The sequence below is a fragment of the Variovorax sp. WDL1 genome, from assembly GCF_001541225.1.
GTDB lineage: Bacteria > Pseudomonadota > Gammaproteobacteria > Burkholderiales > Burkholderiaceae_C > Variovorax.
In genome coordinates, this window is sequence record NZ_LMTS01000287.1 from 1816 (window position 1) to 16289 (window position 14474).

14 protein-coding genes and 1 riboswitch are annotated in these 14474 nt (G+C 68.6%); of the genes, 2 read left to right on the forward strand and 12 right to left on the reverse strand.

The features are described 5' to 3' along the window. The 7 genes from APY03_RS44970 to APY03_RS34505 all read right to left on the reverse strand — a co-directional run. A partial coding sequence (locus APY03_RS44970) for an aminotransferase class III-fold pyridoxal phosphate-dependent enzyme (protein WP_232324522.1) occupies positions 1-887 on the reverse strand: 887 nt, incomplete at its 3' end. A 186-nt stretch (positions 888-1073) separates the two neighbouring features. Next, positions 1074-1736: a DUF4126 domain-containing protein gene (locus APY03_RS34480; RefSeq protein ID WP_068684472.1), complete on the reverse strand. Its 663-nt coding sequence runs from the start codon at positions 1734-1736 to the stop codon at positions 1074-1076. A 13-nt stretch (positions 1737-1749) separates the two neighbouring features. Beyond that, positions 1750-2538: an enoyl-CoA hydratase/isomerase family protein gene (locus tag APY03_RS34485; RefSeq protein ID WP_068684474.1), complete on the reverse strand. Its 789-nt coding sequence runs from the start codon at positions 2536-2538 to the stop codon at positions 1750-1752. Continuing rightward, the gene (locus APY03_RS34490) at positions 2535-3044 is read right to left on the reverse strand and encodes a DinB family protein (protein ID WP_068684476.1); all 510 of its coding nucleotides are present in this window, start codon (positions 3042-3044) and stop codon (positions 2535-2537) included. Before APY03_RS34490 ends, APY03_RS34485 begins: the two co-directional genes overlap by 4 nt. A gap of 16 nt (positions 3045-3060) precedes the next feature. Continuing rightward, a complete protein-coding gene (locus APY03_RS34495; protein ID WP_068684478.1) occupies positions 3061-4674 on the reverse strand; it encodes a carboxyl transferase domain-containing protein in 1614 nt (537 codons plus the stop codon). 32 nt (positions 4675-4706) lie between these two features. Continuing rightward, the gene (locus APY03_RS34500) at positions 4707-6410 is read right to left on the reverse strand and encodes an AMP-binding protein (protein ID WP_068684480.1); all 1704 of its coding nucleotides are present in this window, start codon (positions 6408-6410) and stop codon (positions 4707-4709) included. Between the two features lie 53 nt (positions 6411-6463). Next, positions 6464-7636, reverse strand: coding sequence for an isovaleryl-CoA dehydrogenase (locus tag APY03_RS34505; RefSeq protein ID WP_068684482.1), 1173 nt, complete (start codon positions 7634-7636; stop codon positions 6464-6466). Between the two features lie 132 nt (positions 7637-7768). On the opposite strand from APY03_RS34505, the gene APY03_RS34510 reads away from it, so the two are divergent. Both APY03_RS34510 and APY03_RS34515 read left to right on the forward strand, forming a co-directional pair. Next, positions 7769-8833 carry an AraC family transcriptional regulator gene (locus APY03_RS34510; protein WP_443082863.1) on the forward strand — a complete coding sequence of 355 codons (1065 nt, stop codon included), beginning with the start codon at positions 7769-7771 and terminating at the stop codon, positions 8831-8833. A 74-nt stretch (positions 8834-8907) separates the two neighbouring features. Then, entirely contained in the window at positions 8908-9105 is a 198-nt protein-coding gene (locus APY03_RS34515) for a hypothetical protein (protein ID WP_068684484.1), read from the forward strand. Between the two features lie 33 nt (positions 9106-9138). Here APY03_RS34515 and APY03_RS34520 read toward each other — a convergent pair whose 3' ends face one another. The 5 genes from APY03_RS34520 to APY03_RS34540 form a co-directional block, all read right to left on the reverse strand. After that, positions 9139-9831: an HAD family hydrolase gene (locus APY03_RS34520; protein ID WP_068684486.1), complete on the reverse strand. Its 693-nt coding sequence runs from the start codon at positions 9829-9831 to the stop codon at positions 9139-9141. A gap of 63 nt (positions 9832-9894) precedes the next feature. Next, positions 9895-11781: a phosphomethylpyrimidine synthase ThiC gene (gene thiC, locus APY03_RS34525; protein WP_068684488.1), complete on the reverse strand. Its 1887-nt coding sequence runs from the start codon at positions 11779-11781 to the stop codon at positions 9895-9897. A gap of 77 nt (positions 11782-11858) precedes the next feature. Next, positions 11859-11965: riboswitch (TPP riboswitch) on the reverse strand. Between the two features lie 27 nt (positions 11966-11992). Further along, positions 11993-12970, reverse strand: coding sequence for a VTT domain-containing protein (locus APY03_RS34530; protein ID WP_068684490.1), 978 nt, complete (start codon positions 12968-12970; stop codon positions 11993-11995). 2 nt (positions 12971-12972) lie between these two features. Further along, the gene (locus tag APY03_RS34535) at positions 12973-13815 is read right to left on the reverse strand and encodes a DUF3047 domain-containing protein (protein WP_068684492.1); all 843 of its coding nucleotides are present in this window, start codon (positions 13813-13815) and stop codon (positions 12973-12975) included. Positions 13816-14030: 215 nt separating this feature from the next. Continuing rightward, entirely contained in the window at positions 14031-14459 is a 429-nt protein-coding gene (locus APY03_RS34540) for a YchJ family protein (RefSeq protein ID WP_068684499.1), read from the reverse strand. Positions 14460-14474 lie beyond the last annotated feature (15 nt).

The following is a 14474-nucleotide window of genomic DNA, read 5'->3' on the forward strand; positions in this document are numbered from 1 at the left end:
CCCTTGGACAGGCACAGGAAATCGGGCCAGATGCCGGCCTGCTCGCAGGCGAAGAAGCTGCCGCTTCGGCCGCAGCCCACGGCGATCTCGTCGGCGATCAGGTGCACGCCGTACTGGTCGCACAGGGCGCGCACCCGCCGCAGGTACTCGGGGTCGTGCATCGCCATGCCGGCGGCGCATTGCACCAGCGGCTCGACGATCACGGCTGCGATGGCGTCGTGCTGCGCTGCGAGCAGCGCGCCCAACGCATCGGCCGCGCGCCGCGCGACATCGGCGGCGTCCTCGCCCGGCCGTGCGGCGCGTGCGTCGGGCGACGGTACGAGGTGCGCATCGCCCAGCAGCGGCGCATAGGCATCGCGGAACACGGCCACGTCGGTCACATGCAGCGCGCCCAGTGTCTCGCCGTGGTAACCCTGGCGCAGCGCCACGAAACGCCGCTTGCCGATACGCCCCGCATTGCGCCAGGCATGGAAGCTCATCTTCAGCGCGATCTCCACCGCGGAGGCGCCGTCGGAGGCGTAGAAGCAGTGCCCCAGTGCGCCGCCGGTCAATGCTGACAGCCGCTCGGCCAGCTCGACCGCGGGTGCATGGGTGCAGCCGGCGAGCATCACGTGCGGCAGCGTGTCGAGCTGCTGCTTCAGCGCGGCATTGATGGCCGGGTGCGCATGGCCGAACAGGTTGACCCACCATGAACTGGTGGCGTCCAGGTAGCGGCGGCCGTCGTGGTCGACCAGCCAGACGCCCTCGCCGCGCGCGATCGGCAGCGGCGGCACGGCCTCGAGGCGGATGCTCTGGGTGCAGGGGTGCCAAACGTGGCGTCGGCTGCGCTGCTGCCAGTCGGCGTTGCGCGATGCGGCGGTTAAGGACGGAGAAGCAGGACTCAGCACAGGTTAAGTTCCTCGTTTGTTGGGGCACTACGGCCGCGCATCGTAGGCAGCCCGGCGCGCCGCCGCAATGCGGGGGTTGCCTGCGAGATGCATGCCGCTTGCGCGACGTTCGCTGCTGTACGAATCATCTTTGCCTCAACGTCGCGCAACGGCCCGGCTACGGGCGGCCGTGCTGTTACAAAAAACTCAAACCTGGCCGTCCTCGTGCTTGTTCAGGCGGAAGGCGGACGTCACGCCCGGGTCCGGCCGGCCGCTGAAGATGCGGGTCAGCCGGCTGAAGAGCGCCCGCAGGAAGCGCCAGCTCTTGCGGATGAGCCAGACGGACAGCGCCAGCAGCACGACGAACAGCAGCAGGAACACGAGCGGATGCGCCACCGCCAGCCACAGCCCCACGGGCACCACGCTGTCCTCGACCAGCGAGGCACCCACATTGCTGAAGGGCTCCGGCGAGGTGTTGATGGCGGCGCGCGTGGTGGCCTTGGCCGCATGCGCTGTGGCGGCGAAGCTTCCGCCCAGCAAGGCAGCGACGGTGGCCATGACCGCGTGGTCGGCGCCGAAGACGCTGGCCGCCAGCGCGGCGCCCGCGGGTATGCGGATTACCGTGTGCACCATGTCCCACAGCGAGTCGAGCCCGGGGATCTTGTCGGCGAAGAACTCGATGAAGACCATGAAGCCGCTGGCCGCGATCACCACGGGATGCGCGAGCAGCTGCAGCCCGCCCGGCAGGGGCACCCAGCCCAGGTAGCCGGCAAGGCCGGTCAGCAGCACGACCAGGTACAGGCGCAGGCCGCTGGCCCAGCCGATGGCGGCGGACAGGGCGAGCAGTTGGGGCAGGTCGAGGGATTCCATGACGCCGGAGGTCTCAGCCGGGAATCCAGGAGGGCTTGCGCTTCTGCAGGAAGGCCTGCACGCCTTCGCGGCCCTCCTCGCTGGCGCGGATGTCGGCAATACCCTGCACGGTCTTCGCGACCAGCGCATCGTCGATCTCGCGGCCCGCCACGTCGGCAATCAGCTGCTTGCAGGCGCGCACCGCCGCCGGGCTGGCGCTGGTGAAGGCCTTCACGATCTCGGCCACCTTGGCATCGAGCGCATCGGCTGTCACCACCTCATGCACGAATCCGATGCGATGCGCCTCGGTCGCGCTGAAGCGTTCGGCCGTGAGAAAGTAGCGCTGTGCGGAACGCGTGCCCATGGCCCGCAGCACGTAAGGGCTGATGGTGGCGGGGATCAGGCCGATCTTGACTTCGCTCAGGCAATACCAGGCGGTGTCCACGCTCACCGCAACATCGCAGGCGGCCACGAGCCCCATGCCGCCGGCATAGACGTCGCCCTGTACGCGCGCGATCACCGGCTTGGGACTCTGGTCGATGGTGCGCAACATCGCGGCCAGGCCGCCCGCATCCGCAAGGTTCTGCTCGTGCGTGAACTCGGCCGCGCGGCGCATCCAGTTGAGGTTGGCACCGGCGCAGAAAGCGGGGCCGTTGGCACCCAGCACGATGACACGCACCTCGTTTGCCGCGCCGGCCTGCGAGAAGGCCTCGTCCAGCTCGCGGATGACGACCTCGTCGAAGGCATTGCGCAGCTCGGGCCGGTTGAGCCAGATGCGCGCGACGGGGCCTTCGAAGGCCAGCTCCAGCGTGGTGAATTTCATTGCTTTGCCTCCTGCTGCAGCAAGTAGACCCAGTCGAGCTCGGGGCCGGGCTGGACCATGCCCGTCAGCGCCGCCGTGAGCTGGCCGCGATGGTGGGTCGCATGGTTGAACACGTGGCCGAGCGCCGGCGCGAAGGGGATGCGCACCTGCTCGCCGTTGTTGCGGGTGTAGGCCAACTCGCCGTCGTAGCGCTCGGGCGCGAGCGTGGCGAGCCAGGGGCTCCAGCGCGTCACGGCCTGCGCCAGCGCCTCGCACAGCGCGGCGCGGTCGGCGTGCAGTTCGGAGTTCAGCGGCACGCGCGGAGAGTGGCCCTCGGCGAAGCGGGAGTACCAGATGTTGTCGGTCACCAGCAGGTGGTTGACGGTGCCATGCACCGAACGGAAGTAGAGCCCGCAGTCGCGGCGCCAGTCGGCCTCCGGCAGTGTCTTCAGGTTGGATTCCAGCAGCTTGTGAGTGGCCCACACGTGGTAGCGCGCCAGGCTCGCGAAGTAGTTCGGCAGCGACATGCTCTTCTCCTTGGCATCACATGCGGAAGATGCCGAAGCGCGATTCGGGGACGGGTGCATGGCGCGCCGCGGCCAGGCCCAGCGCGAGCACGCGGCGCGTATCGGCCGGGTCGATGATGCCGTCGTCCCACAGCCGCGCGGTGGCGTAGTAGGGGTGGCCCTGCAGCTCGTACTGATCGCGGATCGGTGCCTTGAACGCTTCTTCTTCCTGCGCGCTCCACTGCCCGCCCTTGCCCTCGATGCCGTCGCGCTTGACGGTGGCCAGCACGCTCGCGGCCTGCTCGCCGCCCATCACGCTGATGCGCGCGTTGGGCCACATCCAGAGGAAGCGTGGCGAATAGGCGCGCCCGCACATGCCGTAGTTGCCCGCGCCGAAGCTGCCGCCGATGATGATCGTGAACTTGGGCACGTTGGCGGTGGCGACGGCCGTCACCATCTTGGCGCCGTGGCGCGCGATGCCTTCGTTCTCGTACTTGCGCCCGACCATGAAGCCGGTGATGTTCTGCAGGAACACCAGCGGGATCTTGCGCTGGCAGCACAGCTCGATGAAGTGCGCGCCCTTCTGGGCCGACTCGGAGAAGAGGATGCCGTTGTTGGCCACGATGCCTACCGGCATGCCCTCGATCTCGGCGAATCCGCACACCAGCGTCGCGCCGAAGCGGGCCTTGAACTCGTGGAACTCGCTGCCGTCGACGATGCGGGCAATGATCTCGCGCACGTCGAAAGGCTTGCGGGTGTCGGTGGGGATCACGCCGTAGAGCTCTTCGGGCGGGAAGGCCGGCGGGCGCACCTCCTTGGCCTGGTCGGCCTGGGCCTGGCCGCTCCTCGCGTTCAGGTTCCCCACGGCCGTGCGCGCCAGCGCCAGTGCGTGCAGGTCGTTCTGCGCGAGGTGATCGGCCACGCCGGACAAGCGCGTATGCACGTCGCCGCCGCCCAGGTCCTCGGCCGTCACCACCTCGCCGGTCGCGGCCTTCACCAGTGGCGGACCGCCCAGGAAGATGGTGCCCTGCTCCTTGACGATGATCGACTCGTCGCTCATCGCCGGCACGTAGGCGCCACCGGCCGTGCACGAGCCCATCACCACCGCGATCTGCGCGATGCCCTGGGCGCTCATGTTGGCCTGGTTGTAGAAGATGCGGCCGAAATGGTCGCGGTCGGGGAAGACCTCGTCCTGGTTCGGCAGGTTGGCGCCGCCCGAGTCCACCAGGTAGATGCAGGGCAGGCGGTTCTGCTCGGCGATCTCCTGCGCGCGCAGGTGCTTCTTGACCGTCATCGGGTAGTAGGTGCCGCCCTTCACCGTGGCGTCGTTGCACACGATCATGCAGTCCACGCCGCTCACGCGGCCGATGCCTGCGATCAGGCCCGCGCCGGGCGCCGCGCCGTGGTACATCGCGTGGGCCGCCAGCGGCGCGATCTCGAGAAAGGGCGTGCCGGGGTCCAGCAGCTGCGCCACACGCTCGCGCGGCAGCAGCTTGCCCCGCGCGGTGTGCTTGCTGCGCGCGGCCTCGCCGCCGCCGGCCTCGACCTTGGCGAACTGCGCGTGCAGGTCATCGACGAGGGCACGCATGGCGGACGCATTGGCCTGGAATTCGGCGGAGCGGGCGTTGAGTTTGGTTTCTAGTTGGCTCATGGTTCAGCGGGGGTCGAATGCACGGTCCGCGTTCATGCGGTCTTTTCCTCTCCAAGTCCCAGCTGCGCCTTCATCGCCTCGCGGATCTTGAACTTCTGGATCTTGCCGGTCACGGTCATCGGGAACGCCTCGACGAACTCGATGTAGCGCGGCACCTTGTAGTGCGCGATCTGGCCCCTGCAGAACTCGCGCACCTCGTCGGCCGAGAGTGTCTGGCCGGGCTTGGGAATGATCCATGCGCACAGTTCCTCGCCGTACTTCCGGTCGGGCAGCCCGACGACCTGCACGTCCTGGATCTTCGGATGGCGGTAGAGGAACTCCTCGATCTCGCGCGGGTAGATGTTCTCGCCGCCGCGGATCACCAGGTCCTTGATGCGGCCGACGATGTTGACGTAGCCCTCGGCATCCATGGTGGCGAGGTCGCCGGTGTGCATCCAGCCCTCGGCGTCGATGGCCTCACGGGTCTTTTCCTCGTCCTCCCAGTAGCCGTGCATCACCGAGTAGCCGCGGGTGCAGAGCTCGCCCGAGACGCCGGGCGCGACGATCGCGCCGGTCTCGGGGTGAACGATCTTGACCTCGAGGTGCGGCTGCACCTTGCCGACGGTGGAGACGCGCTTGTCCAGCGGAGTGTCGGTGGAGCTCTGGCAGCTCACCGGGCTCGTCTCGGTCATGCCGTAGGCGATGGTGATCTCGGCAAGATGCATCTGGTCGACCACTCGCTTCATCACCTCGGTGGGACAGGGTGAGCCCGCCATGATGCCGGTGCGCAGGGTCGAGAAGTCGAACTCGTTGAAGCGCGGATGGTCCAGCTCGGCAATGAACATGGTGGGCACGCCGTGCAGCCCGGTGCAGCGCTCGGCCTGCACCGTCTGCAGCACGGTGAGCGGATCGAAGCCGTCGTTGGGGTACACGATGGCCGCGCCGTGGGTGAGGCAGGCCAGGTTGCCCAGCACCATGCCGAAGCAGTGGTAGAGCGGCACCGGGATGCAGAGGCGGTCTTCCGGCGTGAGCTTCATGCACTCGCCGATGAAGAAGCCGTTGTTGAGAATGTTGCGATGGGTCAGCGTCGCGCCCTTGGGAAAGCCCGTGGTGCCGCTGGTGAACTGGATGTTGATCGGGTCGGTGGCCTTCAGCGTCTTCGCGATGCCGGGCACGCGCGGGTCATCGGCACGGCCCATGTCGAGCAGGGCCGAGAAGCGCATCAGGCCCGGCAGTTCCTCGCCCTCGCCCGCCCGGTCGATCCAGGCCACGGTGCGCAGCTGCGGCAGGCGCGCCGCCTGCAGTGCGCCGACCTGGGCGCTCGCGAGCTCAGGGGCCAATTCGCGCAGCATGCCGACGTAGTCGCTGGTCTTGAAGCGCTGCATCGTGACCAGCGCCTTGCAGCCCACCTTGTTGAGCGCGTACTCGAGCTCGGACGTGCGATAGGCCGGGTTGATGTTGACCAGGATAATCCCGACCTTGGCGGTGGCGAGCTGCATCAGCACCCAGGCCACGTTGTTGTGCGACCAGATGCCCACGCGGTCGCCCGGTGCCAGCCCCAGTTGCAGCAGCGCGCTGGCCAGCCGGTCGGCTTCGCGCTGCAATTCGAGGTAGCTCAGGCGCCGTTGCTCGTGCGCGCTGGCCAGCGCATCGCGATCGCCCTGGCGCCGGGCCATGTCGTCGAAGAAGTCGCCGATGGTCTGCTCGATCAGCGGGACATCGGTAGGGCCGCGGTCGAGGCTCTCAGTCAAGGCCATATCGTCTCCTGTCTTGCGCCCTCTCCCTTCGGCGGAGGGCATGAGGTCCAACCCTAGGCCGTCTCGGCGAAAAGCTCGCGTCCGATCAGCATGCGGCGGATCTCGCTCGTCCCCGCGCCGATCTCGTAGAGCTTGGCATCGCGCCACAGCCGCTCGACGGGGAAGTCCTTGGTGTAGCCCACGCCCCCCAGCGCCTGGATGGCCTCGCCGGCCATCCAGGTCGCCTTCTCGGCAGAGTAGAGGATGGCGCCGGCCGCGTCCTTGCGGAAGGTGCGCGCATGGTCCTTGCGGTCGCAGGCCTTGCCGACCGCGTAGACGTAGGCGCGGGTGGCCTGCCAGGTGGAATACATATCGGCCAGCTTGCCCTGCATCAACTGGAACTCGCCGATGCTCTGGCCGAACTGCTTGCGCTCGTGGATGAAGGGGAGCACCGCATCCATGCAGGCCGCCATGATGCCAAGCGGGCCGCCGGAGAGCACCGCGCGCTCGTAGTCGAGGCCGCTCATCAGCACCTTGGCGCCCTGCCCCTCGCCGCCCAGCACGTTTTCCTCGGGCACCTCGCAGTTGTCGAAGAACAGTGGGAAGGTGTTGGAGCCGCGCATGCCCAGCTTGTCGAGCTTGGTGCCGGCCGAGAAGCCCTTGAAGCCCTTCTCGACGATGAAGGCCGTCATGCCGCGCGCGCCCATCTCGGGCTCGGTCTTGGCGTAGATGACGAGCGTGTCGGCGTCGCCGCCGTTGGTGATCCACATCTTGCCGCCGTTGAGCACGTAGCGGTCACCCTTCTTCTCGGCGCGCAGCTTCATGCTGACCACGTCGGAGCCGGCATTGGGCTCGCTCATGGCCAGTGCGCCGACATGCTCGCCGCTGACCAGCCTGGGGAGGTATTTTTTCTTCTGCGCCTCGCTGCCGTTGCGGTGGATCTGGTTGACGCAGAGGTTGGAATGCGCGCCGTAGGAGAGGCCGACCGACGCCGAGGCGCGCGACACCTCCTCCATGGCCACGATGTGGGCCAGATAGCCCAGCTCGGTGCCGCCGTACTCCTCCTTCACCGTCATGCCGTGCAGGCCGAGCTCGCCGAGCTTTTTCCAGAGGTCGTGGGGAAAGAGGTTCTCGCGGTCGATCTCGGCGGCACGCGGCGCGATCTCCTGGGCGGCGAAGTCGGACACCGCGTCGCGCAGCGAATCGATGGTCTCGCCAAGATCGAAATTGAGGCCGGGATCATGCATGGGAGTCTCCTTGGATTCGGGTTCGTTTCGCGCGCCGAAGAAATCCCGCGCGGGCAGTCGCAGCTTACGCCGGCTGTCGTTGCATTTGGCGTCACAATGGTTGCATATCGCGCCATCGAAATTTCGTCTCTCGTGACCGCTTCTCCCTTCAAGCCCGCCCGCCGCGCGGCCACGCCCATGGCATTCGTCCGAGCGATCGTGAAGGGTTACGAGCGCCATGGCAAGGATCCGTCCGAGGCCCTGGCACAGGCACAGATTGCGCCGCGCGAGCTGCAATTGACGGGAGGCCGCGTGACCGCGGCCCAGTTCGAGGCGCTGTCTGGCCACGCGATGCAGGAGCTGGACGACGAGGCCCTGGGCTGGTTCAGCCGCCGCCTGCCCTGGGGCACCTACGGCATGCTGTGCCGCGCCTCCCTGAGCTCACCCGACCTCGGCGTGGCCGTCAAGCGCTGGTGCCGCCACTACCGCCTGCTGACCTCGGACATCGGCCTCGAGCTCCAGGTGGCGGGCGGCGTGGCCACGGTATCGATCCGCGAGAACATCGACCTGGGCGAGCTGCGCGAGTTCTGCCTGGTCTCCAACCTGCGATTCCTGCACGGCTACGCTTCCTGGGCCATCGATTCGCGTGTGTCGCTGCGCGCGGCCCGCTTTCCTTTCGAGGCACCGCCGCACCGCGATGCCTATCCGCTGATGTTCGGCGGCGAGCTGCAGTTCGGGGCCGGGGTCGCCAGCTACAGTTTCGACGAACGCTACCTCGCGCTGCCGCTGCGCCGCGACGAGCAGGCGCTGCGGACCATGCTGCGGCGCGCCCTGCCTCTGACCGTGTTGCAGTACCGCCGCGACCGGCTGCTGGGCCAGCGGGTGCGCGAGCTGCTGCGCACCCACGGACGGCAGGCGGCCACGGCCGAGACCCTGGCGGCGATCCTGAACGTCTCGGCCCGCACGCTGCACCGCCAGCTGCTGGAGGAAGGCGTCTCGCTGCAGCATCTCAAGGACGCAGTGCGCCACGAACAGGCAGCCGAGCAGTTGCGCCGCACCCAACGTCCGATCAAGAACATCGCGCTGTCCGTCGGGTTTCGCAATGAGAAAAGCTTCTCGCGCGCCTTCCGCGCCTGGGCCGGCGTCACGCCCGGCGCATTCCGACGCTCGAGCGCGGCTTCCGCGCCAGGAAACTTGCCTGGCAGCGACAATTCGTGACAAAGTTCGCCGCTGCACCCGGCACCGCTCGCCAAGCAGACTCCGGCCCAGTTTTCTCGCCATAGGATCGAGGCATGCACATCCCCGACACCGACACTTCCGAATACGCGGCATTGATCGAGTTCGCCGCCACCTCCGGCCGGTCGCGCATTCATCCCAACGTCGAGAAGAACGCCGACCAGCTCATCGCCCGTTTCTGGTCTGCCCGTGCCCAGGCCATGACCGAAGCGCTGGCCGCGATGGCCAGGGCCGCCACCCCGCGCCGCGGCTGAGCCGCCGCATCCTCACCGGGAACCGACGCCCCCTCAGGCCATCACCGCGGGCCACGCAGCCAGCAGCGCGGGCAACTGCGCCATGTCGCTGAACACATGCGCCACACCGGCGGCGCGCAGTGCCTCGGGGCCGCTGTGGCCCAGGTCGCAGGGGCTGTAGCCGAAAACCGTGGCGCCGGCCGCCACGCCGGCGGTGGCACCGGTCACCGTGTCCTCCACCACCGCGCAGCGCGCCGGGTCCACGTCCAGCGCCGCGGCCGCCGCCAGGTAGACGTCGGGCGCCGGCTTGGAGCGCGGCGTCTCGTGGCCGCTGAAGATGCGGCCCTCGAAGGCATCGAGCAGGCCGATCTTCTCCAGCTGCAGCCGGACCTTGTGCCGGTCCGCACCCGAGGCGCAGGCGATGCGGCCGGCCGTGCTCGCGTGCAGCATACGCACCGCAGCGGGCGCGCCGGCGATCTCGACCAGATCGCGTTCGAGCGCCTCGTTGCGCCGCGCCCGGAACTCGGCCAGCCAGTCGGGCGTGACAGTGAAGCCGGTCATGGCCTCGATCAAGGCGGTCTCGTCCTTGACGGCCTTGCCGGTGAATATGCGCATCGAATCCTGGACGGTGAGCGCCCAGCCGAGCTCGCCGAGCATTTCGGCGAGCACGCGGTTGGTGATGGGTTCGGAGTCGACGAGCACGCCGTCGCAGTCGAAGAGGACGGCGTCGAAGGGGATGGAGGGCATGAGGTCGATGGTAAGGGCCCTCGCAAACCTCCGCGCCTTCCGCGCTCGGATTCCTGCTTCGACTTATGCCGCGGGCTTGATCGGGATGTACATTTCCCCGCCGGCCGCCTTGAATTCGGCAGACTTGCCGGCCATTCCGTCGACCACCGCCTCCTGCTCCGCCAGGCCACGCGCGGCCGCGTATTCACGCACCTCCTGCGTGATCTTCATCGAGCAGAACTTGGGGCCGCACATGGAGCAGAAGTGCGCCACCTTGCTGGAGTCCTTGGGCAGGGTCTCGTCGTGGAACTCGCGCGCGGTGTCGGGGTCCAGGCCGAGGTTGAACTGGTCCTGCCAGCGGAACTCGAAGCGCGCCTTGGACAACGCATCGTCGCGCGCCCGCGCGCCGGGATGACCCTTGGCCACATCGGCGGCATGGGCCGCGATCTTGTACGCGATGATTCCCTGCTTCACGTCCTCGCGGTCCGGCAGGCCCAGGTGCTCCTTGGGCGTGACGTAGCACAGCATCGCAGTGCCGGCCCAGCCGATCATGGCGGCGCCGATGGCGCTGGCGATGTGATCGTAGCCCGGCGCGATATCGATGGTCAGCGGGCCCAGCGTGTAGAAGGGCGCCTCGTGGCAGTGCTTGAGCTGCTCGTCCATGTTGGCCTGGATCATGTGCATGGGCACGTGGCCGGGGCCTTCGATCATGGTCTGCACGTCGTGCTTCCACGCGATCTGCGTGAGCTCGCCCAGGGTGCGCAGCTCGGCGAACTGGGCCTCGTCGTTGGCGTCGGCGGCGCAGCCGGGGCGCAGGCCGTCGCCGAGCGAGAAGCTCACGTCGTAGGCCTTCATGATCTCGCAGATGTCCTCGAAGCGGGTGTATAGGAAGCTCTCCTGGTGATGCGCAATGCACCACTTGGCCATGATCGAGCCGCCGCGCGAGACGATGCCGGTGCGGCGATCGGCCGTGAGATGGATGAAGGGCAGGCGCAGCCCGGCGTGGATGGTGAAGTAGTCCACGCCCTGCTCGGCCTGCTCGATCAGGGTGTCGCGGTAGATCTCCCAGGTGAGGTCCTCGGCCACGCCGCCGACCTTCTCGAGTGCCTGGTAGATCGGCACCGTGCCGATGGGCACCGGGCTGTTGCGCACGATCCAGTCGCGGGTGGTGTGGATGTTGCGGCCGGTGGAAAGGTCCATCACGTTGTCGGCGCCCCAGCGGATCGCCCACACCAGTTTCTCCACCTCCTCCTCGATGCTGGAGGTGACGGCGGAGTTGCCGATGTTGGCGTTGATCTTGACCAGGAAGTTGCGCCCGATCGCCATCGGCTCGACCTCGGGATGGTTGATGTTGGCCGGGATGATGGCGCGCCCACGCGCAACTTCGTCGCGCACGAACTCGGGCGTGATGAGCTTCGGGATCTGCGCGCCCATGGGGTTGCCGGCGAGGCGCTTCTCGCGCGCGGCGTCGCCGAGGTACTCGGCCATCCATTCGCGCTTGCCGTTCTCGCGCAGGGCCACGTACTCCATCTCGGAGGTGATGATGCCGCGGCGCGCATAGTGCATCTGGCTCACGTTGCGGCCGGGGAGGGCCCGCCGGGGCTGTCGCTGCAGCCCCGAGGCGGCGCCGCGCAGCTCGGCGAGTTTCTGGGCATCGCGGTCGGCGTGGGTGGCGCCGTCGTCGAGCATCTGGCGGATGCGGCCGCCATAGGCCTCGGTGTCGTTGCGTTCGGCGATCCAGGCGCCGCGCACGCTGGGCAGGCCGCGGCGCACGTCGATGTCGGCGGATGGGTCGGAGTAAGGGCCCGAGGTGTCGTAGAGCGAGACCGTCTCGCCGTTGGTCAGAAGCACGTCGCGCACGGGCACGCGCACGTCGGCGCGGCGCGGGCTCGCGATCGCGCTCTTGGTCGAGGCGGGGAAAGGCTCGCGCGTGAGCGTGAGCAGCGAGGCGAACTTGTCAGGGGCATTCATGCGGGGCACTCCTTCGGGTTGATGGGTGCTCCGCAATCGCTCCGGGTCGGCGCGGCGGAAATGGGAAGGTTCCGTGGCCGGGGAGTCGCAGCTCTTCTTACGCTGGTATGAACCAGTTCAAGTTCGCGGGTTCGGCCGCTTGGCCATCTCAGCACGCATCGCGCGTACACCCCGGAGCGGGGCCGATTCTAGGCCCCGCGCGCGAGAAGGATCAAGCGGGATGTACGGCGACGTCCGGCGCATCGGCCTCGAGCGGGGCCGGCTCCGAGGCCAGCGCGTCGGCAGCGGCCCAGGCCGCGATGCCGCCGGCGAGCACGCGCACGCGCGGCAGGCCGGCCTTCGCCAGCAGCCGTGCGGCAGCGATGGCGGTCTCGTCGTTCGGGCAGTCGCAGAACACCACCAGCTCGCGCGCGGCCCGGAGTTCGGCCAGGCGATCCGTCAGCTCGCCGTACGTGATGCCGACGGCGCCAGGCACGGCGCGGTCGTCGAACCGGCGCGATTCGGCCGAGCGCAGGTCGACCACCATGAGGCGCGCGCCGACGGCGAAGGCCTCGCGCAGCGCGCCGACCTCGATGTGCGCGATGTCCTCGGCCTGCCGCGCGATGCGGCGCGCGCGATATCGCCAGGCCACGAAGGCGGCCAGCAGCAGCGTGCCCACCAGCGTGGCCGTGAGGCCGACGTTGGCCATCACCGCCAGCACGTCCTGGATCGCGGCATGGAACAGACCGCCGAGCGCCAGGAAGCCCAGCGACCATATCGCCGCGGCGAGCGTCTCGTAGGCCAGGAAGCGCGCGTTCGACATGCCCAGAGCCCCGGCCATCGGCGGCGCCACCACCGACACGCCCGGCACGAACTTGGCCGCGATCAGCGACAGGCCGCCCCAGCGCCCGAGAATGGACTCGCTGCGCCGCACACAGGTGTCGGCCGACAGCGACACGCGGCACAGGAAGCGCATCACGCGGTAGCCCCAGCGGCGCCCGGCCAGGAACCAGGCGCCGTCGCCGAGGATGTTGCCCAGCACGGAGGCAAGCATCACGGCAATGAAGGACAGCTGCCCGTCGACGGCGAGCCCGCCGGCGACCACCAGGAAAGGCGCGGCCGGCACCGGCGCGCCCAGGCGCGTCGCCAGCGTGGCCAGGAAGACCACGGCGGCGCCCTGCGCGGAAAGAAGAGCGACGAGATCGTTCATCGCTATTCCGCCGTGCCGGCGCGCGCCGGCGGGAGCTGGACCCCGGCACTGCGGGTCGTCGCGATGCTGCGCAGGTCGATGTCGGAGAAGTACGCCAGCCCGTGGCCCTGGGTGTTGTCTGCGTCGGCCGAGACCGCAACCGCGACAACGTCCGGCAGCGTGTCGCCGGCCTCGTCGCCAAAGGCGCGCTTGTAGTCGGCCAGCAGATTGCGGCGCTCACTCACGAAGGCCACGGGATTCGACGCAGCGCCGGACTCCAGCACCACCATTCGCATGCGCCGGGTGAAGGCGTTGTCCAGCGCGGCGCCCTTGGCTTCCTTCTTGTCCCACACGTAGCACAGCGCCTCGCTGGGCACTTCTTCGCCGGTGGTGCGGCGCGCCAGCGCCAGGCGGGTGCGCTCCCCGAAGGACAGGCGCTCTACGGGCAAGTCGAAGAAGACGCAGAGCTTCGCTGCGCCGTCATCGCCGGCGCGAGTGCGCAGGTTGGCGCCCTCCACGAAGGTGTCGACGCGCCACCGCCAGGCCAGCGTGGTCGAGGGATTGAGCGGCACGCGGGTGGCATGCACGAGGTTGCCGTAGGACTGCTCGGCCTCGACCTTGAGCACCTTCTGCGCGCCCTCCTGGACCACCTCGAAGCGGGTCGGCGTCTTGTTGGGCAGGCTGGTAAAGCGCCAGGGCTGGGGCGCCTGGGCGCCGCGCGCGGCGGAGAAAGGGGTGATCACAGCCTCTTCGGCATGTGCGGCCGGCGCGGCGAGCCAGAAGGCGGCAGCGGCGATCGGCGCAGCCAGCATCGCGCCGATCCAGCGGGATGCGGTCGGGATGATCGTGCTGTACTTCGTCGCCATGGAGTTCTCGGGGTGTCGGTATGTGCTGCTTGGAGTGCTGCTCGGTGTGCTGCCTGAGCTTGAGGGGAGTGTGGGGGCCGGAGCGCCCCGGATAAAGTAGCCAAACGGAATCGGACTGTCGCCAAATCGCGCACAATGCGCGGCCTTGCTATCGAATCCGTAGCAAGAAATGCCGGCTGCGCGAGGGGTCTCTGTATTTCAAGCGCAGGAACGATTCAGCGCATCACCCCGTCGATGTAGTACCAACGGAGGAGATCGCCCTCGCCTTTCTCGCGCACGAAGCGGCTGCGCTCCACGAGCCGGGTGGCCGTGCCCGACCGGTCGCGCTGGCGCGCCACGAACTCGACCTCGGCATGGCCGGCCTCGCGCTCGGCATGGGCGCGCACTTCCAGGCCCAGCCATTTGACGCCGGGCTCGAAGTCGAGGCGATCGGGGCGGCGCGAGGGATGCCAGGTCGCCAGCAGGTAGTCGGCGCGTTCGCGCACGAAGGCGGTGTAGCGCGAACGCATCAGGGATTCGGCGTCGGGCGCCGGCGTTTGCGCGAAGTCGTTCAGGTAGCGGCCGCAGCATTGGGCGCAGGGCAGGACAGCGCCGCGACGGTCTCGGCGGCCGCAAGGGCAGGAATCGGGCTCGGGTCTGGGCATTGGGGGGGCGTGGCG